Origin of the sequence: Clostridium sp. KNHs214 (genome assembly GCF_000744935.1) — a bacterium.
Classification (GTDB): domain Bacteria; phylum Bacillota; class Clostridia; order Clostridiales; family Clostridiaceae; genus Haloimpatiens.
The window spans coordinates 898,170-922,839 of sequence record NZ_JQMW01000011.1 but is presented as its reverse complement, the minus strand read 5'-3'; the positions used below and the strand labels follow the sequence as shown (position 1 = coordinate 922,839).

Annotated in this window: 21 protein-coding genes and 1 tRNA gene; 15 read left to right on the top strand and 7 right to left on the bottom strand. The window is 30.4% G+C overall.

The window, feature by feature from the left end:
* Nucleotides 1-355: 355 nt before the first annotated feature.
* A complete protein-coding gene (locus CC89_RS12940) occupies nucleotides 356-1,252 on the bottom strand; it encodes a radical SAM protein (protein WP_035293615.1) in 897 nt (298 codons plus the stop codon).
* A 235-nt stretch (nucleotides 1,253-1,487) separates the two neighbouring features.
* A complete protein-coding gene (locus CC89_RS12935; protein ID WP_035292749.1) occupies nucleotides 1,488-2,534 on the bottom strand; it encodes a YkvI family membrane protein in 1,047 nt (348 codons plus the stop codon).
* A gap of 279 nt (nucleotides 2,535-2,813) precedes the next feature.
* On the opposite strand from CC89_RS12935, the gene CC89_RS12930 reads away from it, so the two are divergent.
* From CC89_RS12930 to CC89_RS12920, 3 genes are read left to right on the top strand one after another with little or no spacing between them, the layout of a single operon-like run.
* Nucleotides 2,814-3,911, top strand: a complete 1,098-nt coding sequence (locus CC89_RS12930) for a hypothetical protein (protein ID WP_035292746.1) — start codon at nucleotides 2,814-2,816, stop codon at nucleotides 3,909-3,911.
* Between the two features lie 14 nt (nucleotides 3,912-3,925).
* The gene (gene mnmL, locus CC89_RS12925; RefSeq protein WP_035292744.1) at nucleotides 3,926-4,843 is read left to right on the top strand and encodes a tRNA modification radical SAM protein MnmL/YtqA; all 918 of its coding nucleotides are present in this window, start codon (nucleotides 3,926-3,928) and stop codon (nucleotides 4,841-4,843) included.
* A 22-nt stretch (nucleotides 4,844-4,865) separates the two neighbouring features.
* Nucleotides 4,866-5,591 carry a 2-phosphosulfolactate phosphatase family protein gene (locus tag CC89_RS12920; RefSeq protein WP_035292741.1) on the top strand — a complete coding sequence of 242 codons (726 nt, stop codon included), beginning with the start codon at nucleotides 4,866-4,868 and terminating at the stop codon, nucleotides 5,589-5,591.
* 55 nt (nucleotides 5,592-5,646) lie between these two features.
* On the opposite strand, the gene CC89_RS12915 is transcribed toward CC89_RS12920, so the two are convergent.
* The 5 genes from CC89_RS12915 to murC form a co-directional block, all read right to left on the bottom strand.
* Nucleotides 5,647-6,090 (bottom strand): hypothetical protein, encoded by a 444-nt coding sequence (locus CC89_RS12915; RefSeq protein ID WP_035292738.1) that lies wholly within the window; start codon nucleotides 6,088-6,090, stop codon nucleotides 5,647-5,649.
* A gap of 110 nt (nucleotides 6,091-6,200) precedes the next feature.
* Nucleotides 6,201-6,854: an HAD family hydrolase gene (locus CC89_RS12910; RefSeq protein WP_035292735.1), complete on the bottom strand. Its 654-nt coding sequence runs from the start codon at nucleotides 6,852-6,854 to the stop codon at nucleotides 6,201-6,203.
* A 163-nt stretch (nucleotides 6,855-7,017) separates the two neighbouring features.
* Nucleotides 7,018-7,093 (bottom strand) — tRNA-Pro (locus CC89_RS12905).
* Nucleotides 7,094-7,207: 114 nt separating this feature from the next.
* Nucleotides 7,208-7,522, bottom strand: a complete 315-nt coding sequence (locus tag CC89_RS12900; RefSeq protein ID WP_035292733.1) for a hypothetical protein — start codon at nucleotides 7,520-7,522, stop codon at nucleotides 7,208-7,210.
* Nucleotides 7,523-7,644: 122 nt separating this feature from the next.
* A complete protein-coding gene (gene murC, locus CC89_RS12895; protein WP_035292731.1) occupies nucleotides 7,645-9,021 on the bottom strand; it encodes a UDP-N-acetylmuramate--L-alanine ligase in 1,377 nt (458 codons plus the stop codon).
* A 273-nt stretch (nucleotides 9,022-9,294) separates the two neighbouring features.
* On the opposite strand from murC, the gene purR reads away from it, so the two are divergent.
* The 12 genes from purR to CC89_RS12835 all read left to right on the top strand — a co-directional run bounded on the left by purR (nucleotide 9,295) and on the right by CC89_RS12835 (nucleotide 24,656).
* Nucleotides 9,295-10,110 carry a pur operon repressor gene (gene purR / locus CC89_RS12890; protein ID WP_035292728.1) on the top strand — a complete coding sequence of 272 codons (816 nt, stop codon included), beginning with the start codon at nucleotides 9,295-9,297 and terminating at the stop codon, nucleotides 10,108-10,110.
* A 120-nt stretch (nucleotides 10,111-10,230) separates the two neighbouring features.
* On the top strand, nucleotides 10,231-10,527 hold the full coding sequence (spoVG, locus tag CC89_RS12885) for a septation regulator SpoVG (protein ID WP_035292725.1): 297 nt from the start codon (nucleotides 10,231-10,233) through the stop codon (nucleotides 10,525-10,527).
* Nucleotides 10,528-10,691: 164 nt separating this feature from the next.
* Entirely contained in the window at nucleotides 10,692-12,062 is a 1,371-nt protein-coding gene (gene glmU, locus CC89_RS12880) for a bifunctional UDP-N-acetylglucosamine diphosphorylase/glucosamine-1-phosphate N-acetyltransferase GlmU (RefSeq protein ID WP_035292722.1), read from the top strand.
* Between the two features lie 19 nt (nucleotides 12,063-12,081).
* Nucleotides 12,082-13,041: a ribose-phosphate diphosphokinase gene (locus CC89_RS12875; RefSeq protein WP_035292719.1), complete on the top strand. Its 960-nt coding sequence runs from the start codon at nucleotides 12,082-12,084 to the stop codon at nucleotides 13,039-13,041.
* A gap of 363 nt (nucleotides 13,042-13,404) precedes the next feature.
* The gene (locus tag CC89_RS12870; protein ID WP_035292717.1) at nucleotides 13,405-14,091 is read left to right on the top strand and encodes a response regulator; all 687 of its coding nucleotides are present in this window, start codon (nucleotides 13,405-13,407) and stop codon (nucleotides 14,089-14,091) included.
* Nucleotides 14,092-14,093: 2 nt separating this feature from the next.
* Nucleotides 14,094-15,500 (top strand): sensor histidine kinase, encoded by a 1,407-nt coding sequence (locus CC89_RS12865; protein ID WP_035292715.1) that lies wholly within the window; start codon nucleotides 14,094-14,096, stop codon nucleotides 15,498-15,500.
* Nucleotides 15,501-15,579: 79 nt separating this feature from the next.
* A complete protein-coding gene (locus tag CC89_RS12860; RefSeq protein WP_035292712.1) occupies nucleotides 15,580-16,743 on the top strand; it encodes a S1C family serine protease in 1,164 nt (387 codons plus the stop codon).
* A 332-nt stretch (nucleotides 16,744-17,075) separates the two neighbouring features.
* Nucleotides 17,076-17,639 carry an aminoacyl-tRNA hydrolase gene (gene pth / locus CC89_RS12855; RefSeq protein ID WP_035292709.1) on the top strand — a complete coding sequence of 188 codons (564 nt, stop codon included), beginning with the start codon at nucleotides 17,076-17,078 and terminating at the stop codon, nucleotides 17,637-17,639.
* 26 nt (nucleotides 17,640-17,665) lie between these two features.
* Nucleotides 17,666-21,190, top strand: a complete 3,525-nt coding sequence (gene mfd, locus CC89_RS12850) for a transcription-repair coupling factor (protein WP_035292706.1) — start codon at nucleotides 17,666-17,668, stop codon at nucleotides 21,188-21,190.
* Between the two features lie 61 nt (nucleotides 21,191-21,251).
* Nucleotides 21,252-22,253 carry a peptidylprolyl isomerase gene (locus tag CC89_RS12845; RefSeq protein ID WP_035292703.1) on the top strand — a complete coding sequence of 334 codons (1,002 nt, stop codon included), beginning with the start codon at nucleotides 21,252-21,254 and terminating at the stop codon, nucleotides 22,251-22,253.
* Nucleotides 22,254-22,424: 171 nt separating this feature from the next.
* Complete coding sequence (gene spoVT / locus CC89_RS12840; RefSeq protein WP_035292700.1) at nucleotides 22,425-22,970, top strand: stage V sporulation protein T; 546 nt, start codon at nucleotides 22,425-22,427, stop codon at nucleotides 22,968-22,970.
* A 150-nt stretch (nucleotides 22,971-23,120) separates the two neighbouring features.
* Nucleotides 23,121-24,656 (top strand): putative polysaccharide biosynthesis protein, encoded by a 1,536-nt coding sequence (locus CC89_RS12835; protein WP_035292698.1) that lies wholly within the window; start codon nucleotides 23,121-23,123, stop codon nucleotides 24,654-24,656.
* The last annotated feature ends 14 nt before the right edge of the window (nucleotides 24,657-24,670 follow it).

Here is a 24,670-nt window from a genome sequence, read left to right as displayed (position 1 = left end):
TTATTTATCTTATAAATTAAAGATTTTCCATAGCGTAGCGGAGGAAAATCATCCTTTAGTAGGCTTCTCCTCTCCAATCATAAATATATTAAACTAAAAATCTGATTTTAATGTAGTAATAAATGTGGAATTGGGGACTATTGAACTAGCCTTAGAACTTCTTATGCCTCACAGTTAAAGACCCGTTAAGAAGCTTTCATGTTTGAACGAGGAACGAGTGAGTTTGAAAGCTTTAGGGGCTTTAACTGTGGGGCATTTAGAAGTTCTTGGCGTATTGTGAACAGTCCCAAATTACACATTTATTACGGAATTAAAATCAGATTTTTCTTCAATGTACTGTGTTACAATATATTTTTTATATTCCCGACAAATCAAAGTCTGGAGTGAATTCTGGTGTGGAGGTTCCTTCACCTTGAATAAATGCTTTGGTAATGCCTAATTCTAAGCAGTAATCTATTAAGGCATCGTAATGCTTAGGATTTAAAGGTTTATTTATTTCAGTGTATTTGCAGGCATTAAACATGGGGGTATATTGATTCATGAGACTGATATAAACATCATCTCCAAAAGTAGCATATATATAATCTATTATCTTTTTTGAATCAAATAAAAGTCCAGGTAGCATTAGATGTCTTATGATGACGCCTTTTTTAATAAGCCCTTCGCCATCTAATTTAGTTTTCCCAACTTGAGCTACCATATGTTCAATGGCTTTTGAAGCCTTAGAAAAATAGTCTTTTGCACAGGAGTATTTTATGGCATATTTGTCATTGAAATATTTAAGATCCGGCAAATATACATCTATATACCCTTTTAGGGATTCTATGGTTTCTATGTTTTCATATCCATTAGAATTATAAAGTATAGGTATAGTGAGACCATTAGTTTTGGCCATTTTAAGTGCTTCTATTATTTGAGGAACATATTGAGTTGGAGTTACTAGATTTATATTGTGTGCTCCTTTTTTTTGTTGTTCTAAAAATATGCTACTTAACCTATTTATAGACACTTCTTTCCCTTTGGATTCTTGGCTTATGTTGTGATTTTGGCAAAAGACGCATCTCAAATTACAGTTAGAAAAGAATACCGTACCAGAGCCGTTTTTCCCAGATACACAGGGTTCCTCCCAGGGGTGCAGAGAAACTTTAGCTAATTTAATATTTTCACTACTTTTACAAAATCCTAATTGCCCCTCTAATCTATTTACATCACAATTTCTTGGACAAAGTTTACAATTTTTAAGTAAATTTATCATACTAAAACACCTCATAATAAAGAAAGTTTAAACTTACTATTGTACTTTGTAATTATAGCATGTAAATTTTAGTTTTATAAGCAATTGAAGAGTTTTTTAAAAAAATATAAATTAAAAAAATCCCTGTGTAATTTCAATTTAAAATGATAATTAACAATTGACCATTTTAGATTTTACATTGTTATATTAAAAGAACATTTGTTCAATGGAGCATAAGGATTAATATAAAAATTTAAATGTTTTTCCTATAAAACCTTATACAATATATTGTAAAGATCAGGCTTAAGGCACCAAAGGCAGGATATAAAAAAGTAATTAAGTTTTTAAAGCCTACTCTTGCCATAGGTACAGTTATACATAATATTAGTAATACAGCTGCTTTATATGGAATATTAAATTTAAATTTTAAAGTTTTTGCTACACTATATATATCAGATACTTCTGTTGAGAACATTTCAAAAAATATTATTATAAGTAAAACTAGCTGTAATCCCTTTCCAAAAGGATATGCAATGTATAAAAGTGGTATATCGTATTGAAAAATATATGGAATATTTAAAAGAAGCATTAAATTTATCATAAAACATAAAAGGGTCAAGGCTGCAGCACCTAAAGTACAACCAATACATAGAGACTTAGTTTCTTTAACTTCACTGCTTAAGGGAACTAAAACACCAGTGCAACAAAGTATATTAAATCCTCCGTATAGTAGAGCGGACACTAGCCAAGGCTTTTTATAGGTTTCTATAGCTTTTATATATTGAATATTAAAAATGTCTTGGTGAAAAATAAGGTATAAGCAAAATATAGTTATAATAACTGTTATTAGTGATGGCACTATAAAGGAATTTATGGTAATAAGACCTTGGGTGTCTTTCATAAGAGTGATTATGGATATGAGAATCATCAAGCCCATACCTATCCAAGGTGAAATTTTAAAGTATTGATGAAATAGTGCGCCACTTCCAGCTAGTATTATAGCTGAGCTACTTATCATGAAAAATCCTGTGAATAAATCAGTAAATTTTCCAATATGACTTGGCATTACTAGACTTATTAATTCGTTGTAGGATGAAAGGTTATATTTTACGCTTATTTTTATTATTACATTACTCATAAAAGAGTAAATTATGAAGCAGAAAATAATTCCTAAAAAACTTTTGTATCCGTATGTAGTGAAAAATTGAGTGATTTCTTGACCAGAAGCTAAACCTGCTCCAACTATGGTACCGATAAAAACAGCTGCTATTTGAAAAATTAATGCAAATTTTTTTTTCAACTAAATCCCTCCAAGTAAGGCACATTCAAATAAATAATAAGTCAGTATGCTAGTCTATTTTGCGTCATACTGTGTCAGCAGAACCCATCGACAGTCTTACCAAAGGCGGAACCTACTTCCTTGTCTGACACAAAATATACTAGCATCTTTGAATTGTTATTTCTTTTCATGTACCTAATTATTTATATTAAAATAATGATTTAATAAATTAAAATTATGTTTATTTGGGAAACTAAAATAGAACATTAATATATCTTATTTGAATTAGGAGTGATATATGTGAAAAAAAGATTTTTAATTATAATAGGAATTTTATGTTTTCTTTGTATTACAATTGTTGGATGCAAGAATAAAGAATTAAACACACAAGAGCAAAATAAGAAGATTGATACAAATGCAGCTTCTAACTTAGTGGATAGGTATATGAGAGGACTCATTATGAAAGATTATGATGGGGTTAAAAAATTGTACACTGAGGATATGATAAAAGAGCAGGGAAATTATAAAAAAAGTGATATAATTGTAAGAGGGTATAGGATAGAAGATGTATCTGAAATGGAAAAAAGCTCTATTTTCAAAGTTAAAGCTATTAGTACTAGGGAAAAAAACGCTTATACTAGTTTGGATGAGTATAGGATTTCTGTGATAAAAGAGAAAGATGGATATAAAATAGGAGAGGTAAATATAACTCCACAAAAAGAAGTATTTTCAGATGGAGATGAAGTTAGAATAAGGGACAAAAGTAATGTTGAAACTAATTTGGTTATAGATATTGAAAAACTGCCTAAATCTGCATTTCCCAAGGAGGATAAACTCAGCATGTATAAGCAGGAAGTTCCAAGTAAAATTTTTAATGATACCAGTATATCTTTTGATGGTACAAAGGTTTTGGTATCCACTAAAGCTGAGGATGCTTATGCAGCTTCCATATTGATAGATGAAACTTTAGCTGTTCAAGGCAATAGCAAGAATGGTGATAAGGGTGCGGAAGGTGGAGAAAAACAATCAGATAATGATAAAATTAAAGGTGTTAAGGAAAAACCTATAGGAAAAGAAATAATTAATTTAGATATAATAAAGGATGCTACTGTGGATTACATGGTTTTTTCGCAGGACGAAAAATTTATTTTGATTCAATATGCTAAAGCCAACGGTACAAAATGTATTAGAATTTATGAAAGTGATAGTGGTAAAGTTATTCCAGTAAAATTTGAAGATAGTTTTCCTATAGATAAAGTAGATATTCAGTTTTCTTATTTTGACAAAGAAAATGCAAATTTTCAAGTTTTACCCAAGGGTAATTTGGAAGGACAATACAAAGATTTAATAGGAAATTGGAAATTAAATCTTAAGGATTTTAAAATTGATAGAATTTAGGAAGGAAGAAAAACATGATTTGGGGAGACAAAAGATATCACAGCTTAAATTATTTTTTAAGAGAGAAATTTGGTGAAAAGGTATTTAAAATATCATTAGATGCAGGTTTTTCATGTCCCAACAGAGATGGTACTATTGGTACTAAAGGCTGTATATATTGTAGTGAAAGAGGATCTGGAGACTTTGCAGGAAACAGAAAAATTTCCATTAGTGATCAATTTGCAGATATAAAAAATATGATGAATAATAAGTGGAAGAACGGTAGATATATAGCATACTTTCAGTCGTATACTAACACATATGCGCCTGTGAATGTACTTAGGAAAAAGTATGAAGAAGCCATAGGGATGGAAGGTGTTGTAGGATTAGCTATAGCCACTAGACCTGATTGTTTAGGTGAAGAGGTGCTTTCATTACTAGAGGAGTTTTCTAAAAAAGTTTATACATGGGTGGAGCTAGGGTTACAGACTTCTAATGAGAACACTTCTAAATTAATAAATAGAGGTTACAGATTAGAGGTTTTTAAGGAAGCTGTTTGCAATTTAAGAAAAAGAAATATAGATGTGGTTGTACACACCATATTTGGACTTCCAGGAGAAACTAAAGATGATATGTTAAATACCATAAAGTACGTTTCAAATTGTGATGTGCAGGGAATAAAAATTCATCTTCTTCATCTTATGAAGAATACTCCTTTAGTTAAACTATATGAACAGGGCAAACTAATATTTTTAGAAAAAGAGGAATATATAGATTTAATTTGTGAGGCTATTACCATATTGCCACCGGATATGGTAATACATAGACTTACTGGTGATGCGCCTAGGAATTTACTTATAGGCCCTATGTGGAGTCTTAAAAAGTGGGAAGTTTTAAATGGAATAGATAAAGCTTTAGAAGATAGAAAAATATATCAAGGTATAAATTATTAAAATAGAAGTGGGGGATTTACTAATGAAAATAGATGTAATAATATCTGCTAATGATATAAAGGAAGAAAAAATAAAAGGAAAAACAGTGGTGGTAATAGATATGTTAAGAGCTACATCTGTTATAACTACAGCACTTAATAATGGATGTAAGAAGGTCATTCCAGTACTTACAGTAGAAGAAGCTAAAAAGATAGCTAAGAATAGTAAAGAGCCATGCATACTTGGAGGAGAAAGAAATGCTGTTAAAATAGATGGATTCGATTTTTCTAATTCTCCGTTGGATTACAAAAAGGATGTTGCAAAAGATAAAGTGCTAGTTATGACTACTAGCAATGGTACTAGGGCTATAAATGCATGTATACATGCAAATAATATTTTAATAGGTGCAATGTTAAATGCTAAAGCGGTAGCTAAAAGAGTTCTAGAGATAAACAATGATTTGGTTATAGTTAATTCTGGAACTGCTGGTGAGTTCTCTATGGATGACTTTATATGTGGGGGATATATAATACAGTGTATAAGGGATTGTGTTGAGGTAGAGATGACAGATATAGCTAAAACAGCCCATTATATATATCAGCGTAATAATAATGTTATAGATTTCATTAAAGAGGCGAAGCATTATAATAGACTTAAAGAATTAGGTTTACAAGAGGATCTTAAATATTGCTGTAGCAAGGATATAATCGGTATGGTTCCAGAATATGGAAAAGGATATATACATAATGGGCTATATAAAAGTAAATAAAAATCTGCTTTAAAAGCAGATTTTTATTTGCGTTGATATGTGAAAAATCTTTATTTTAAAGTGTTCCATTGTATATATTACTTGAAAGGTCTTCATTAACTAATGATATATAGTTTTCTTTAATCCAACCTTTGGTGGTGGTAGAATCTGATGCATCTAAACATATATAAAACCAATTTTCCGAATCCACTTTAGCTCCATCCAATATATATACTTTAGTATCTTCTTTAAAAGTGATAATTTCTAGAGAACTTTCTAATGGGGAGATGTACAATGTAGCTCCCTTTTGTATAACTCCCCACTTGTATTTAGGAATGGTATAAGATATATTTATAGGTCTTTTGGGATATAATTCAGTTAGTTTGCTTCTCAAAGCATCGTTTTGCCTTGAAAGTAGAATTAGCTGTTTTTTTAAAATATCATTCTTCTTCGAAAATGTAAATATAGTATAGGCATTGCCTCCTAAAGATATTAGTAGCATTAAGAAAAGAAAAACCAAAAAAACTCCCCCTAATAAAGGATTCTTTATTATATTTATTTGATTAATATAATAAATATAACCACCCTTATATTTTAAAATGTGTAAGAGAGGTTATATTATAGGTTATATTAGACAACTTTTAGTAATTCTTCATAGGTGTGTATATATTTGTCAGCTTCTTTAATTAACATTTCCTTTTGATTTTCAGAAAAAGAATCATGTATAGCTACAACTTTCATCCCAGCAGATTTAGCTCCTTGAACAGCGGGTAATATATCTTCAAAAACTATACAGTGCTCTGGAGCTATCTGGAGTCTGCTAGCGGTTAAAAGGTATATATCTGGAAATTGTTTGCCCCTGCTTACTTCATCTGTGGTACATATGGCATCAAAAAAATGGTATATATGATTTTTCTTCAATGCAGCTTCTAAAAGAATTCTATTATTACTAGTAGCTAGTCCAATTTTAATGTTCATAGCTTTTAAAGCTTCTAAATATTCTTTTGCACCAGGCTTAAGGGTTACGTTAAACATATATTCATCATAAGCCATTTTGTTCCATTCGTCCATTATTTGGTCTATGGAGTCTTCAATATTAAATTTATTTTTAAAATAAGTGGCTGCTTCTTCAAAAGTTAAATGTTCTATAGAGGCTTTTAAGTCTTTTGGCACAGGGAGACCTCTTTTCTTTAAGTACTCTTGATCAATTTTAGACCAAATCCACATAGAATCTATTAAAGTTCCGTCCATGTCAAATATAGCAGCTTTTATGTCTTTTAACAAAGTAATCACCTCTTTCTGAAATTTGAAAATAGGTTTTTATGAAAACTGTAAACTTGATTTGGTATAAAGCTATAGGTAGCTCAAACCATTAGTATTGCTTAGGCACATTCAAATAAATAATTTATGATATAATAAAAAATCCTGTGTACAATACACAGGATTTTGGTCGGGGTGACAGGGATTGAACCTGCGACCTCATGGTCCCAAACCACGCGCGCTCCCATCTGCGCCACACCCCGAAGGACAAGAATAATTATATATGATTAACCTTCTTATGTCAACATAAAAAAGTAAAAAAATATTATTATATTGGTAGAGATGTTAAAATACCTATCAATATAATAATATTTTAATTACTTTCTTTTCTTTTTATCTCCTATTCCTCGAGTAGGTACAGTGGACATGACAAAACCAACTAATATGGAAACTAAAGCTGAAGCCACTATATTTAAATAAACTATATATCTAGTTCTGTAAAGAATAAGCGCTGTTATACCGGTAATTACAGCTGTGGCTATAAAAAGATATATTACGAATTTTGCAAAGGAGCTTAAAAATTTCTCATATAATTTGTGGCGCGTTGGACCACTTATAATTGCTCTAAATATGCCATAGGAAATAAGGATTAGCACTATATCAGATAAAGCTGAAATTAAAAAGTTTTTCATATATTACACCTCCAAGCACTTACTATATTATTTACAAAATGGTGTTATAAAATTCATAAATTTAGTAAATGTTTAGAGAATATTAATTATTAGTCTTCATTTATTTGAATGTGCCTTAATTGCTATTTATTAAGAAATATCTCTCCAACTTTAAATATATCTCCTGCACCTACAGTTAAGAGTATGTCCCCAGTACATAAAATAGGTTGTAAATAAGCTACTATATCTTCAAAGTTATGGATATTTGAGCACTTAACACCTTTTTCATTTATTTTATCTGAAAGCATTTGAGAACTTATATTTCCAGGATCTTTTTCTCTTGCGGCATATATATCTGCTAAAATTAATTCATCACAATTAAAAAATGATTCAGCAAAATTGTTGAATAAGCTTATAGTTCGTGTATAAGTATGAGGTTGAAAAACACAATATATTTTATTGTGAGGATAGTTTTTAGTCGCATTTAGAGCAGCTTTTATTTCTGTTGGATGATGAGCATAATCATCTATCACAGTAACCCCATTTTTAACCCCCTTTATTTCAAAACGTCTATGAGTACCTTTAAAAGACTCAATGCCTTTTAAAATAGAGTCATAAGGTATATTTAAACATAGACCAGCACATATAGAAGCTAGTGCATTTAATATATTATGAGTACCAGGAACATTTAAATTAATAGTAAAAAGTTCAGTATTTTCTTTGAAAACTTTAAATGAAGGGCAACCATTCTTATCAAAGTGTATATTCTTTGCTCTTACATCACCATTATTTATTCCAAAGCTCAATATATTGCAATTGGTTTGTTTACATATTTCAGCTGTTACAGGATCATCATAATTAGCTACCAAATAACCATCATCTGGAATTAAACTAATGAATTTTAGAAATGTATTTTTTATTTCCTCTAAATCCCTATAAAAGTCTAAGTGATCCTCTTCTATATTTAAGATAACTCCTATATAAGGAAAAAATTTTAAAAAGGAAGCTTTGTATTCACATGCTTCTGTTAAAAAATATTCACTTTCGCCTGTACGTACATTTCCATTTATAGCTTCTAATTGACCACCTACTAATATAGTAGGATCCACATTAGCTTCTAATAATATGTGAGACATCATAGAAGTTGTAGTAGTTTTACCGTGAGTTCCAGAAACAGCTACGTTGTATTTATGGCCTTTCATTATGTTACCTAAGAATTCAGCTCTGTCCATAAGAGGCATGTTTAATTCCTTGGCTTTTATTATTTCAGGATTATCAGAAGAAATAGCAGCAGTAAAAACTATTAAATCTGCATCCTTTATATTTTCACTTTTGTGTCCATAAAATATTTCAACTCCCATAGATTCTAATTTTTCTGTTATAGGAGAAGAACTTCTATCAGAACCTGAAACTTTAAATCCATTTTTTATCAATATTTCAGCAAGACCGCTCATGCTAATTCCGCCTATGCCAATAAAATGAACCTTTTTATGTTTATCTTGTATAAAATCAAAAGACATATAAAATCCTCCTTATTAAAAAAGCTATATTTTTAATTATATACATATTTTAAATAAAACGATACATGTTTTATATAGTTTTTTATAAATAATACCAGAAGGTCTCTATTATTTAGGTATAATAATGTGCAATAATACAAGAGTTTGCTTTAAATTAAAGCTTTAATAAATTTACATTAAAGTATATTGATTTTAATAGGTTTTTGGAATAGAATATGAATAATAAAGATTTTTTTATAAAAAAAATTCGTAAAATAGGATATAGGTGGTTAGATGAAAAAGTTAAATAGAAATCAAAGAGTGGTTGGAATTACTAAGATTTTGACAGACAATCCAAATAAAGTTGTAAATTTAAACGTTTTTACTGAAAAGTTCAATGCAGCAAAATCTTCTATAAGTGAAGATTTAATGATAGTAAGGGAAGTTTTGAATAGCCTTAATATGGGAACCATAGAGACTATATCAGGAGCAGCTGGTGGGGTAAAATATAGATGCAGCATATCACAGGAAGAAAAGGCTGAATTTGTGGAGGAACTTTGTACATTATTAAAAGATAAGCAAAGAGTAATACCAGGTAATTTTATATATATGACTGATATTATGTATAATCCACAAATTATACGCAAAGCTGGACTAATTCTAGCTTCAACTTTCAGTGGGTTGGATGTAGATTATGTAGTTACTGTAGAAACAAAGGGTATACCTTTAGCTTATGAAGTGGCAAAAATGTTGGGAGTACAGCTTGTAATAGTAAGAAGAGATACTAAGGTTACAGAAGGGACTACTGTTAGTATCAATTATGTTTCAGGTTCAAGTAAGAGAATACAAACTATGTCTCTTGCAAAAAAGGCTATTATTAAAGGAAGTAAATGTGTTTTCATAGATGATTTTATGAAAGCAGGGGGAACGGCTTTAGGCATTTTTAATTTATTGAAGGAATTTGAAAGTGAACTTTTAGGTATAGGAGTTTTGATTGACAATATGGAAACCAAAAATAAACTGGTGGAACACTATATAGCATTGGCAGAACTTGAAGGAATAGATGAAAATGGAAGTGTAAATATATGTCCTTCTAGTAGAATAAAGTGAGAGAATTAAATTAGAAAGTTGAAATATTCTAAAAAATGAATATTTTTTAGAATATTTAGGAGGAATTTTGTGAATAATAGAGAATTAGTATATAGTTAATACTCGCGGAGGTGGATTTATATGCAAGTTACAGACGTTAGAATTAGAAAAATTGCTACTGAAGGCAAAATGAAAGCAATAGTATCTATAACTTTTGATAATGAATTTGTAGTTCATGATATAAAAGTTATAGAAGGAAAAAGTGGATTATTTATAGCAATGCCAAGTAGAAAAACACCAGATGGGGAGTTTAAAGATATTGCACACCCAATAAACACAGATACAAGAGAAAAAATTCAACAAGCAATTTTTGATGAATATGAGAAGGTAAAGAATAAAGATATAGAAAATGAAAATGAAGATGAAGTTGTAGAATAAAAAGGGGTTTTAACTCCTTTTTGTTTTTTTTTATAGTAATTTTTCAAAAAAGTCATAGTTATGTTGAAAATAATTTATCTTTAAAATATAATAGAATATGTGTGTTTTATTAATAAGTAAAAGTGAACAATATATTAAAAATATGCCTAAAAGAGGTGTTAGAATTGTATAAATGTGCTATGATATTAGCTGCAGGAAAAGGCAAAAGGATGAAATCTAGTATGCCTAAGGTTTTACATAAAGTATGCGGCAAAGAGATGATAAATCACGTAATAGACACCATGAGAAAAGCAGAAATAGATGACGTAAATGTAGTAATAGGAACTGGTTCTGAAATAGTTAAAGAGGCTACACAAAATAGAAATGTGATATACTCTTTACAAGAACAGCAATTAGGTACAGGTCATGCAGTAATGTGTGCTAAGGAATTTTTGCAAAATAAAGAAGGTGTAGTTGCTATTTTTACAGGAGATGCACCTTTAATAAAAGCAGAAACAGTAAAAAAACTTATCCAGTACCATTTGGAAAATAGCTTTAAGGCTACCATTTTAACATCAGTAATAGATGATCCTGCTGAATATGGAAGAATAATTAAAAATGAAGCAGGTTCAGTAGAAAAAATAGTAGAGTTTAAAGATTGTAACCAAGAAGAAAAGAAGGTAAATGAAATAAACTCAGGAATGTATTGTTTCAACATAGCTAGTCTTTTAAATTCTTTAGAAAAGCTAAATAATAATAATGCTCAAGGAGAGTATTATTTAACTGATGTTATATCAATTTTAAAGAATGAAGGCCAAAAAGTTGGTGCCATAGACACTGATTTTGAAGAAACAATAGGTGTAAATTCTAGGGTGCAGTTATCACAAGTGGAAGGAATAATGAAAAATAGGATAAATAAATACCATATGGAAAATGGAGTTACTATAATAAGTCCTGATAACACATATATAGGGGACGAAGTACAAATAGGACAAGATACTATAGTATATCCAGGAAATGTGTTGGAAGGAAAAACTATTATAGGAGGAGGATGTATCTTATATCCTAATTCTAGAATAAATAACAGTGTAATAGAAGATAATGTAACTGTTCAAAGCTCAGTAATATTAGATAGCAAGATTGGCGAAAATACTACTGTTGGTCCTTTTGCGTATATAAGGCCAGAAAGTACTATAGGCAAAAGTGCTAGAATTGGTGACTTTGTTGAAATTAAAAAGTCTACTATTGGTGATGGAACTAAAGTTTCACATTTAACATATATAGGTGATGCAGAAGTAGGCAGTGGATGCAATTTTGGATGTGGAACTGTTGTTGTTAACTATGATGGAAAGAAAAAATATAAAACTATAATAGGAAACAACGCTTTCATAGGATGCAATACAAACTTAGTATCACCTGTAGAAGTAGAAGATAACACTTACATAGCAGCAGGTTCTACTATAACTGAAAAGGTTCCTGAAGGTTCTCTTGCTATAGGGAGAGCAAAACAGGTAAACAAAGAGGGATGGGTAGATAAAAAAGGTTTAAGGAAATAAATATAAGGAGGTTTACATAATGATAACCCATGGCAAAAATATAAAAATATTCACAGGTAATTCTAATCCTAAACTTGCTAAGGAAATTGCAGACATATTAGGATTAAAGGTTGGAGATGCAGTCGTTTCTACTTTTAGTGACGGAGAAATTTCTGTAAACATAGGAGAAACAGTAAGAGGAGCAGATGTTTTTGTAATTCAATCAACAAATGAACCAGTAAATGATAACTTAATGGAACTATTAATAATGATAGATGCTTTTAAGAGAGCATCAGCAGGAAGAATAACCGCTGTTATTCCTTACTATGGATATGCAAGACAAGACAGAAAAGCAAAGGCAAGAGATCCAATTACAGCAAAACTAGTTGCTGATTTAATAGCAGCAGCGGGAGCTGACAGAGTACTTACTATGGATTTACATGCAGCACAAATCCAAGGGTATTTTAATATACCATTGGATCATTTAATGGGAGCATCTATTTTGGCTAAACATTTTATTGAAAATGGATTCCAAGAACAAGATGATGTAGTAGTAGTTTCTCCAGACTTAGGTAGTGTAGCAAGATCTAGAAAATTTGCTGACAGACTACACTGTCCAATAGCTATAATAGATAAGAGAAGACCAAAAGCTAATGTTTCTGAAGTTATGAATGTAATAGGAGACATAAAAGGAAAAAGAGTTATACTATTAGATGATATGATAGATACTGCAGGTACTATAACTAATGGGGCTAATGCTTTGATTGATTTAGGTGCAAAAGAAGTTTATGCTTGTTGTAGTCATGCAGTTTTATCTGGACCAGCAATAGAAAGAATTGAAAAATCTGCAATAAAAAAATTAGTTATGTTAAATACTATAGATTTACCAGAAGAAAAGAAATTGGATAAGTTTACTACTCTATCTATAGCTCCAATGTTTGCAGAAGCTATAAGAAGAATATATGAAGATATATCAGTAAGTAAATTATTTGAAGACTAAGGTACGTGAAAAGAAATAACAAGTCAAAGATGCTGGTATGTTTTGTGTCACACAAGGAAGCAGGTTCCGCCTTTTGTAGGACTATCGGCGGGTTCTGATGACGAAGTATGACACAAAATAGACTAGCATATTGACTTGTTATTTATTTGAATGTGCCTAAATTATACTATAATACATATTAATATTATTGAGGCATGCAATATCGTAATGATTTTACGATATTGCATGCCTATTTGTATATACAGTGAAATATTTGTAAATTTTTAATTAAAACTATAATAAATAATAGATTTTGTGGTAAATTTAAAGTAAATAAGTATGTAAAAATCATGTTTAAAATTAACATATAGGAGGTCGAGAAAAATGGAAGGAAGCATAGGAAAAATATTAATTGTTGATGATGATGAAAACATATGTGAAGTAATTAAAATGTATTTAGAGAATTCAGGATATAGCACGACTTGTGTGCATAATGGTAAAGCTGCTGAGGAAAAATTTATAGAATATAAGCCAGACTTAGTGCTCTTAGATATAATGTTACCTAATATTGATGGGATAGATGTACTAAAATGGATAAGAAAAGACAGTTCAACACCAGTAATAATGCTAACGGCTAAGGGAGAAACTTTCGATAAGGTTTTAGGATTAGAATTAGGGGCTGATGACTATATAGTAAAGCCATTTGAACCTAAAGAAATGCTAGCTAGAGTTAAGGCAGTTTTAAGAAGATATAATTCTGAAAATGTGAATAAAGAGGTTTTAAACTTTGATGAATTGATGGTAGATATTAATTCATATAAGGTAATTTATAAAGAAGAGGAAATAAAGATGCCCCCTAAAGAATTTGAATTATTATACTATTTAGCAAGCAATAAGAATAGGGTTTTTACAAGGGAACAATTGCTTTGTGAAGTATGGGGATATGACTACCCAGGCGATTCTAGAACTGTTGATGTGCACGTAAAGAGACTTAGAGAAAAATTGGAAGGTGGCTCTAATTGGAAAATAGAAACTGTATGGGGTGTTGGATATAAGTTTGAGGTGAAATAAATATGAAAAAAGGCTTATTTTCTAAAATGGTTGCCACTTATACTATAATAATAGCCATCAGTTTTACTATTCTTGCTACAGTTTTATCACTATGGTTTGAAAATTATTATTTTGAGCAGAATAAAAATGAATTAGCAGAGAAAGCTACACTAATAGGTGACTCTGCAGTGCAGTATATGTATGGAGATATTTCTTCCTATGAAATGAATAAGCAATTGAAATTAATAGGAGATTACCTCAATGTGGATATATGGCTTACAGATAAATATGGATATATATATGCTGTATCTAATGGAAAATATGAAAAGCTCTTAGGTAAGCAAATATTGACTAATGATTTAAAAGAGTTAAGATTAAAAAGATTTATAGAGAAAAAGGGTAATTATGGAAATGTGTTCTCTGTCCCTGTGCATACAATAGAAATACCAATAGATCATGGAAATAGCTTTAAAGGGACTATAATAATGCATACCTCTTTAGACAATATAAAAGAGGCTTTGAAAAATGTATACAAAATAATATGGGCATCGGCTATTTTAGCTATTGTGGTGTCTAGTATAGTTATATATTATTTTTCACAGAAAATTATAATAAAGCCTTTAGCAGAAATTAATGGTGTAGCTAGAAAGATTTCAAAAGGCGAGGCAGATAAGCGAGTAGATATTAAATCTAATGATGAAATAGGAGAATTAGCAAATTCTTTTAATATTATGGCAGATTCGTTAGAAAAAGTGGAGAATAATAGGAGATTATTTATTTCAAATGTATCTCATGAAATAAGGTCACCTATAACATCAATTAAAGGTTTTATAGGTGGAATGCTAGATGGAATAATACCAGATAATAAAAGAAATTATTATTTATCCATAGCCTATGAGGAAATAGGAAGATTAACCCGATTAGTAAATGACTTATTAGATTTGTCCGCGATAGAGTCTGGAAGATTTACTTTGAAAGTAAGAGAATTGGATTTAAATGAAATAATAAGGTTGGCAGTGATAAAATTTGAAACTCGCATAATAAAAAAGGAATTAAAAGTAGATGTGTGTTTTGAACAAGAGGAATTGTGTGTTTTATCAGATAGAGATAGGACCATACAGATAATTACTAATATAATAGACAATGCATTAAAGTATGTTAATGAAGGTGGCCAAATTAAAGTAACCACAAAAAGTAAAGGTAAAAAAGCCTATATTAGTATATTTAATAGTGGACCTAATATTGATGAAGAGGATTTAAATCATATTTGGGATAGATTCTATAAAGCAGATAAAGCCAGGTCCTCTAAAGTAAGTACGGGATTGGGACTATCTATAGTAAGAAGCATATTATCGCAGTTAGGAGAAGATATATGGGTGGAAAATAAAGAGAATGGAGTTGAATTTACATTCACTTTAACAAAAAATTAAACCTTTCATAAAAGTTTATAAATTAAATTATAGTATATTAGACTTAAATTAAATATTACTAATTCGGGAGGTGCTGTATATGGGTGAGTATAGAGAAAATGATAGCGCACAAATGAATAATGGCGATAGTAACTACCACATAAAATTTAGAAAAAATAAAAAAAGCAATATCTTAAAAAGAATAGTATATTTTATTATCTTTGTATTAATAGCTATGACATCAGGAGCTGTGACAGCGAATTATGTAGTTCAAAGTAAATATCCTCAAGGGACTGATAATTCTAAAAAGACACCTGTAAAAAGTATAAATAACAGTAATAATGCTACTACACAGATAATTAAAGAAAATGCTATAAATAAGGTGGCAGAAACTGTTGGACCGGCGGTAGTGGCCATAAGTAATAGGGCTGAGGGCTTCTTTGGAGATGTAAAACAAGGAACTGGTTCAGGTATAATTTTTAACGAAGAAGGGTATATTGTTACTAATAATCATGTAATTGAAGATGCAACTAAATTAACTGTTAAGCTATCAAGTGGAAAAGAATTAGAGGCTAAGGTAATTGGGAAAGATCCTAAGTCAGATTTAGCAGTAATAAAAATAAATTCTAAAAATTTACCGGTAGCAAAGTTTGGTGACTCTTCTAAAGTTAAAGTAGGAGATTTAGCTATAGCTATAGGTAATCCTCTTGGAGAAGAATTTGCAGGTTCTGTTACAGCAGGAATAATAAGTGCTTTAAATAGAAAAATAGTATCTGGAGAATCTGTATATAAAGTGCTTCAAACAGATGCTGCTATAAATCCTGGTAATAGTGGAGGAGCTCTATGTAATGAAAATGGTGAAGTAGTAGGAATAAACAGTTTAAAATTAGGAGCACAGGTTAATGCGGAAGGAATGGGTTTTGCTATAGCTATAAATGAAGCTAAGGAAATAATAGAACAACTTAAGAATAAGGGTAAGGTTATAAGACCTGTTGTTGGAATATACGGAGGTACAGTTAATCCGCAAGCAACCGGTGGGGTAGAAGGAGTTTATGTTAGCAAATTAGTGCCAAATGGAGGAGCAGAAAAAGCAGGAATCCAGCCAGGAGATATAATGGTGGAGTTTGACAACAAAAAGATAAGAAATTTTTCGGATTTATCATCTATATTATTTGAACATAAAGTTGGAGATGTGGTATCCTGTAAAGTATGGAGAAATGGCAATACAGAAAAGTATAAAGTGAGATTATCTCAAGCAGAGTAGCTTAAATAATATTATAATAAATTAAACAGCAGCTCCATTAGTGAGTATGCTGTTTAATTTAATGTTTAAGATAACTCTAATTTACTGAGAGTATACTCCCTAATAACTTGCCATATAAAAAATGCTAATATATACTAAAATATATGTTAAACATTTATAGTAAGGTACATGAAAAGAAATAACAAGTGAAAGATGCTAGTATGTTTTGCATCAGACAAGGAAGCAGGTTTCGTCTAGGACTATGGGGGGGTTCTGCTGACGCAGTATGGCATAAAGTAGACTAGTATACTGACTTATTATTTATTTGAATGTGCCTAACGATGGAGGTAATTATGTTTTTAATAGTAGGACTAGGAAACCCAGGAAAGGAATATGAAAAGACAAGGCATAATCTAGGATTTGATGTGATCGATTCTATTGCAAGTACGTATAATATTCAATTAAACAGGAAAAAATTTAAAAGTATATATGGTGAAGGATTAATAGGAGATGAAAAAGTAATATTAATGAAGCCGCAAACTTATATGAATCTTAGTGGAGAAAGTCTTATAGAAGCTGTAAATTTTTACAAGATTAAAAATGAAGATATTATAGTTATATATGATGATATAAGTTTAGAGGTTGGCAGAATTAGATTACGGTCTCAAGGAAGTGCTGGGGGACATAATGGAGTAAAAAGTATAATAGCTAATTTAAATTCAGATAAATTTAATAGAATTAAAATTGGTGCAGGCTCTCCTAATGGTGAGCTAGTTTCTCATGTTTTGGGTAAATTTCCTAAGGAACAAAGGGAGAAGATAGACAAGGTTTTATTGGTGGCTGTAGATGCTACAGAGGATATAATAAATAAGGGTATGATTGAGGCTATGAATCAGTTTAATGGCGTAAATGTATAAGATTGAAATCTTGAGAGGTGTTTTGTATGAAATTAAAAGGGCTCATGAAGCCTTTAAAAGAAAATAGCAAATTTAGAGAAATACTTTCTAACGTAGAACAAGAGAGAGTTCCTATAGAGGTATATGGAATAGCTGATTCTAGCAGAAGCTATTTTATAAATGGTATATATGATGAATTGAATAGAAATATATTAATATTAACCCACAGCGATATAGAAGCAAGAAATTTATATGAAGATATGTCTTTCTACACTAATAATGTGTATTATTTTCCAGCGAAGGAAACAGTATTTTACAATATATATGCATTGTCAGGAGATTTAAGATGGGAAAGATTAAAAGTAATAAAAGAAATGCTGAGAAGAGGCAAGAAGATAATAATTACTACAGTTGAAGCAATAACATCAGTATATACTCCAGTGGAGTTATTTAAAAAATATACCTTTAAATATTCTACTGGGAGCAGTTTAGATTTAGAACAGTTTATAAAAAACTTAATAGAAAGTGGATATGAAAGAACCCCATCAGTAGATAGTAAGGGTCAATTTTGTTTAAGAGGAGGCATAGTAGATATATATCCTCCTACAGCATCAGCACCATATAGAATAGAGCTTTTCGGAGATGAAATAGATTCTATAAGAACCTTTAATTTGGAGACTCAAAGAAGTGTAGAAAAGGTGAGTTCTATAGAAATCTTTCCAGCTAAAGAGGTAATACTCACTGGGGAGGACTTAGATAGAGGATATAAAGGAATTTTAAAAGATTTAGAAAATGCGAAAGCTAACTTTAGCAGTAACGAGCTAAAGGAAAATTTGGAGAAATTAATTAAAAGTACAAATAGAAGTCTTGAGTACTTAAGGGAAAATTGGAAATTTGATAATATTGAAAGTTTTATACCATATTTTTATGAAAAGAGAGCTTCTCTATTAGATTATATAAATAATCCATTTGTAATATTGGAAGATGCTAAGAGGTGCATGGGTAAATTAGATAGCGTGTATTTTGAATTTGAAGAAGACTATAAGAACTTTTATCAAAGGGCAAGCATACTCCCTAAACAATGGGATTTACTATTCACTAAGGAAGAAAGTATTCAATTTTTAAAAAATAATTTATTTATAAGTGTAGATTCTATCAGAAAACCTAGTGATATTATAAAATATAGTGAAGAAGTAGATTTTTTTGCTGCAACATTAAGTAATTATCACGGACAGTTAGATTTTTTAATAGATGATATAAGGGATAAAAAAAGCAAGGGATATACTACTGTAATACTATCAGGAACTAAGACTAGAGGTCAAAGATTAGTAAATACTTTAAGAGAAATGGGTATCGAAAGTTTTTATAGTGATGATATAGATGAAATAAAGTTATCTCAGGTTATTGTTACGTCTGGAAGTCTTTTGAAGGGTTTTCAATTTGATGAAATAAAGTTATGTATTATATCTGATAAAGAAGTTTTTGGTGAATCTAAAAGAAAATTAAAAAGAAAAAAGGTAAAAGGTAAAGGTGTAAGTAAAATAAAGAGCTTTTCAGAACTAAGATTAGGAGACTATGTAGTACATGCCAACCATGGTATTGGTGTATACAAGGGGATAAAGCAGCTAGAGGTTCAAGGACATAAGACTGATTACTTAGAATTAGAGTATGATAAAGACGATAAACTTTATGTACCAGTTGAACAGCTGGATCTTGTGCAGAAATATATAGGTAGTGAAGGAAAAACACCAAAAGTAAATAAACTAAGTAGCAATGAATGGAATAAAACTAAGAGTAAAGTTAAAAAATCTATAAATGATATAGCGGGGGAGCTTATTAAGCTTTATGCTATAAGGTCTACGGTAAAAGGAAATAAATATGGCAAAGATACAGTATGGCAAAAGCAATTTGAAGATGAATTTCCTTTTGAAGAAACCCCAGATCAAGTTACTGCAATAGAAGATATAAAAGGTGACTTGGAGTCCGATAAACCGATGGATAGACTTCTTTGTGGTGATGTGGGCTATGGTAAGACTGAGGTAGCGTTGAGAGCAGCGTTTAAAGTGGTAATGGAAGGAAAGCAAGTAGCCTTCTTAGTTCCTACAACTATATTGGCAGAACAACATTATAATAATCTTATAAAAAGATTTTCTGATTTTCCTATAAAGATAGATATGATAAGCAGATTTAGAACAGCAGCTCAACAAAGGAATACACTAAAGAGTTTAAAAGAAGGAAATGTAGACATCCTAATAGGTACCCATAGAATTCTGCAAAAGGATGTAAAGTTTAAAGAGCTTGGACTTTTAGTTATAGACGAAGAACAGAGATTTGGAGTTACTCATAAAGAAAAAATAAAAGAAATGAAGAAAAATGTAGATGTATTGACTTTGACAGCAACGCCAATACCTAGAACTCTGCATATGTCTCTAACAGGAGTTAGGGATATAAGCGTAATTGAAACTCCCCCAGAGGATAGGTATCCTGTACAAACTTATGTGGTAGAATTCAATGAACAACTTATAAGAGATGCTATCATAAAGGAAATAAGCAGGGATGGGCAGGTTTTCTTTGTGTATAATAGGGTGAAAAATATAAAGGACATGGCGGTTTATTTGAGTAAACTAGTGCCAGAAGCTTCTGTAGGAATAGCACATGGGCAGATGACAGAAAGAGAATTAGAACAAGTTATGATGGATTTTATGAATGGCAAAATAAATTTATTGATTTGCACTACCATAATAGAAACAGGTATTGATATACAAAATGTAAATACTATGATTATATATGATGCAGATAAAATGGGTTTATCTCAATTGTATCAATTAAGAGGAAGAGTTGGACGTTCTAATAAGATAGCCTATGCTTACTTTACTTATAGAAAGGATAAAGTCCTAACGGAAGTAGCAGAAAAAAGATTAAAAGCCATTAAGGATTTTACAGAACTTGGTTCAGGATTTAAGATAGCTATGAGAGATTTGGAAATACGAGGTGCAGGCAATATGATGGGCTCTGCTCAACATGGCCATATGGCTGCAGTGGGATATGATTTATATTGCAGAATGCTGGAGGAAACTGTTAAACAATTAAAAGGAGATATAGAAAAAGAAAAAGTAGAAACAGATATTAAAGTAAATGTAGATGCGTATATACCTGAAACATATATAAAAGATGAAACTCAGAAGATAGAGATATATAAAAAGATAGCAGCTATAGAATCTTATGATGATATGATGGATGTGCAAGAAGAAATAGAAGATAGGTATTCTGACATACCGGAAGCGGTAAATAATCTAATTGACATATCCTATAGCAGAGCTTTAGGAAGTAGATATGGAATAGAAGAAATAATCGACCAAAAGGATGAATTGTTATTTAGATTTCATAGTAAAAAGTATTTTAATGGGGAACTTGTTAAAAATATTATAGATAAATATGGAAAGAGTATAGTATTTAAGCTTGGTGAAAAGCCTGCAGTAGCATATAAATTAGAAGGAATGAAAAGGCAAGAAATAGTAAAAATAATGAAAGATGTAGTTCAATTTATAAGTAATTTAGTTGAAAAGCATTAGTTTTATGATAGAATTAGTTTATGAGTTTACTTAGGGCTAAGAAAATAGGGAGGAATGTATTGTGAACAAGACTAAAAAGATAATTGCATCCGTATTGACAGGTGTATTTATGTTGTCTATGACAGGGTGTAATTTAATAGAAAAAACACCAGAACGCGTTAAAAAGTCAACGGTAGCTAAAGTAAAAGGAGAAAAGATAACTAGAGGAGAAATAGATGAACATCCCCAAATGATTAAAACTTTAGAAAGTATAAAGGCTAAGTATGGCAAGGATTATGAAAATAATGAAGAAGCCAAATCACAATTGAAGGATGCAAGAAAAAGTGTATTAGAAGAAATAGCTATGGAAAAAATTATTGTTCAAAAGGCAAAAGAGCTTAAGGTGGATGATGAAAAGAAAGTTGAAGAAGAAGTAACTAAGCAATTTGACGCTATAAAGAAAAACTACAAAGATGAAAAAGAATTTAAGAAAGATATGACAGCAGGTGGTTTTACAGAGAAGACTCTAAAGAATTTTTTAAGAATAAGAGTAATAGCTCCTAAGGTATATGAAAAAGCTGTAAAAGATGTAAAAGCTAGCGAAAAAGAAATAAAATCATATTATGATTCACATATGGCAGAGTTTACAGAAAAACCAAATAAAGTACATGTGGCACATATATTGGTTAAAACAGAAGAAGAAGCTAAAAAGGCAAAGGAAAGATTAGACAAAAAAGAAGATTTTGCAAAAGTAGCTAAAGAAATGTCTATAGATAAAGCAGCAAATGAAAAGGGCGGAGATTTAGGATTTATAAACTATAACGATGCTAATTATGATAGAACATTTATGACTGCAGCACAAGTTCTTTCAAAAGGACAAATCTCCCAACCTGTAAAAACTCAATTTGGAGTTCATATAATTAAGTGTATAGAAAAGGAAGAATATCCAATTAAAAAATATGATCAAGTAAAAGAAGAAATAAATAAGTTAGTTTTAGAAAGTAAAAAAGAAAGTAAGTGGAAAGAATTATTAGAACAATGGAAAAAAGATGCTAAAATTAAAACTTATGAAAAAAATCTATAGTGTTAATCAATTTTTACAAAAAAGATACTTAAAAGCTATTGTAAGGCTTTTAAGTATCTTTTTTATATTTATAGAGGCTATTACATAACATTTGTGTATAAAATTTCATATTTAGAAAGATAATATGAGTACAAGTAATTTTACATACTTTAATTTTAAGGAGGGAAATAAATGAAAGCAACAGGTATAGTAAGAAGAATAGACGATTTAGGAAGGGTTGTTATACCAAAAGAAATTAGAAAAACTTTAAGAATAAGGGAAGGGGATCCATTGGAGATATTTACAGATAGAGAAGGAGGTATAATTCTAAAAAAGTATTCTCCAATCAATGAACTTACAAGTTTTTCTAATGAGTATGCTGAAGCCTTGAACCAATCTACTGGTAACATAGTAATAATATGTGATAGGGATAATATGGTTTCAGTTAGTGGAACAACAAAAAAAGAATATTTAGATAAAAGAATAAGTAATGAATTAGGAGAAATAATAGAAGCAAGAAAAAATGTATTTTTAGATAAAGATAAATTAGTACCTTTGTATGAAGAGGAAGAGGTAGGAGAAAAATATTTTGGTCAGGTTATAGCACCTATAATAGCAGAAGGCGATGCCATAGGGGCAGTAATCTTGATAAGTAAGGAAGAAAATAAAGAGTCTCCTGACTTAGAGATTAAATTAGCTCAAACAGCATCAACCTTCTTAGGAAAACAAATGGAATAAATGGCAGTTTATCTGCCATTTATTTTTCATTTTAGATTATTGACATTAAAACAAATAAATATTCAACTTTAAAATAAAATCATGAGTAATATTAGAAAAAAAATTAAAATATCTATTAGATATAACATTCTTTAGGGGTTGGGGGATTTTATGAAAAAACAGTCACTAGTAAAGGGAACTCTAATTTTAGGGCTTGCTAGTGTATTTACAAGGTTTCTAGGTATATTTTTCAGGATACCAGTGCAAAATCTAATTGGTGATGAAGGTATGGGGTATTATCAGATGTCATATCCTTTATATGCTGTATTCATTGCGGTGTCTTCGGGAATACCAATAGCAGTGTCAAAGATGGTTTCCGAAAGAAATGCAGTAAATGACAGATGTGGAGCAGTGCAGGTTTTAAGAGATTCCATAGCTTTAATGGGTATTTTAAGTATAGGATTTACAGGAACTTTATTAGCCTTCTCTAAAAATATAGTGGAGGCACTAAAATGGGATCCTAAGGCTTACTATGCTTTAATTTGCATAGCTATAGCGCCAGTATTTATAGCTGTTATGAGCTGTTTAAGGGGTTTTTTTCAGGGGTTTCAAAATATGAATCCTACAGCAGTTTCTCAGATTTTAGAACAGGTAGGAAGAGTAGGATTTGGTGTTGGACTTGCTTATGTGTTACTTCCAAAGGGAATAGAATTTGCAGCAGCAGGGGCAGCGCTAGGAGCTACAGCAGGAGGGGTGATTTCAGATATATACTTATTTGGTAAGTATATAGGAGTAAAAAAAGAATTCTATATGGGCAGAGTAAAAAGAGATAAAGGAATTATGGAAGAGTTATTAAATATAGCCATACCTATTTCTTTAGGGGCAGCAGTGGGAGGAATAATGGGCCTTCTAGATTCAATATTGGTACCTCAAAAACTCTTGCAGGCAGGTTTTAATTCTACAGAAGCTACTGTATTGTATAGTCAGCTTACAGGAAAGGCATCTGTACTTATAAATGTACCGCTAGGAATATCTGGAGCATTAGGAAGCTCGTTAATTCCTATAATTTCAGAAGCTTTTATTTTAAACAGAAAAAGGGAGGTTAAAATGAAGGTAGAAACTGCGCTAAAAATTTCTTTTATTATATCAATACCTTCATTATTTGGATTGTACTTCATGTCCTACCCTATTTTAAATTTGGTATTCAATAGGCAAATAGGAGGATACAAGATACTACAATATTTAAGTATATCAATACCTTTTATAATAATGGCACAAACGAGCACATCAATTCTTCAAGGAGTAAGAAGTTTTAGAAAACCAGTAATAAATTTATTTATAGGATGCATAATAAAGTCATTAGTGACTTTTTACTTAGTTTCAATACCATCTATAAATGTGTATGGAGCAGTTATAGGAACTATTTTAGGGTATATTGTGGCTTCTATATTAAATATGAAAGTGCTTAAAAAACATTTGAAGGTATCTGTTAATTATTATCAAGTAATGATAAAACCTTTATATGCATCAGTAATAATGACATTTTTTGTTGTATTTATTTATAAGTACGTATATAATTATACAATGAGCATAAATATTTCTTGCCTTTTAGCAATATTAGCTGGTATAGTAGTTTATGGCATATTAATATGTGTATTGGGCATATTTAGTTATAACAACGTTAAAAAGAGATTCATAAGAAAATAGTAATAAAGAGGGGA

Bases quoted from the DNA above. Each gene is read 5' to 3' on its own strand.
- mnmL (WP_035292744.1), top strand. From the start codon at position 3,926: ATGATTTGGGGAGACAAAAGATATCACAGCTTAAATTATTTTTTAAGA.
- mfd (WP_035292706.1), top strand. From the start codon at position 17,666: ATGAAATTAAAAGGGCTCATGAAGCCTTTAAAAGAAAATAGCAAATTT.
- spoVT (WP_035292700.1), top strand. From the start codon at position 22,425: ATGAAAGCAACAGGTATAGTAAGAAGAATAGACGATTTAGGAAGGGTT.
- CC89_RS12900 (WP_035292733.1), bottom strand. From the start codon at position 7,522: ATGAAAAACTTTTTAATTTCAGCTTTATCTGATATAGTGCTAATCCTT.
- CC89_RS12870 (WP_035292717.1), top strand. From the start codon at position 13,405: ATGGAAGGAAGCATAGGAAAAATATTAATTGTTGATGATGATGAAAAC.
- spoVG (WP_035292725.1), top strand. From the start codon at position 10,231: ATGCAAGTTACAGACGTTAGAATTAGAAAAATTGCTACTGAAGGCAAA.
- CC89_RS12865 (WP_035292715.1), top strand. From the start codon at position 14,094: ATGAAAAAAGGCTTATTTTCTAAAATGGTTGCCACTTATACTATAATA.
- CC89_RS12860 (WP_035292712.1), top strand. From the start codon at position 15,580: ATGGGTGAGTATAGAGAAAATGATAGCGCACAAATGAATAATGGCGAT.
- CC89_RS12920 (WP_035292741.1), top strand. From the start codon at position 4,866: ATGAAAATAGATGTAATAATATCTGCTAATGATATAAAGGAAGAAAAA.
- CC89_RS12835 (WP_035292698.1), top strand. From the start codon at position 23,121: ATGAAAAAACAGTCACTAGTAAAGGGAACTCTAATTTTAGGGCTTGCT.
- murC (WP_035292731.1), bottom strand. From the start codon at position 9,021: ATGTCTTTTGATTTTATACAAGATAAACATAAAAAGGTTCATTTTATT.
- CC89_RS12875 (WP_035292719.1), top strand. From the start codon at position 12,082: ATGATAACCCATGGCAAAAATATAAAAATATTCACAGGTAATTCTAAT.
- purR (WP_035292728.1), top strand. From the start codon at position 9,295: ATGAAAAAGTTAAATAGAAATCAAAGAGTGGTTGGAATTACTAAGATT.
- pth (WP_035292709.1), top strand. From the start codon at position 17,076: ATGTTTTTAATAGTAGGACTAGGAAACCCAGGAAAGGAATATGAAAAG.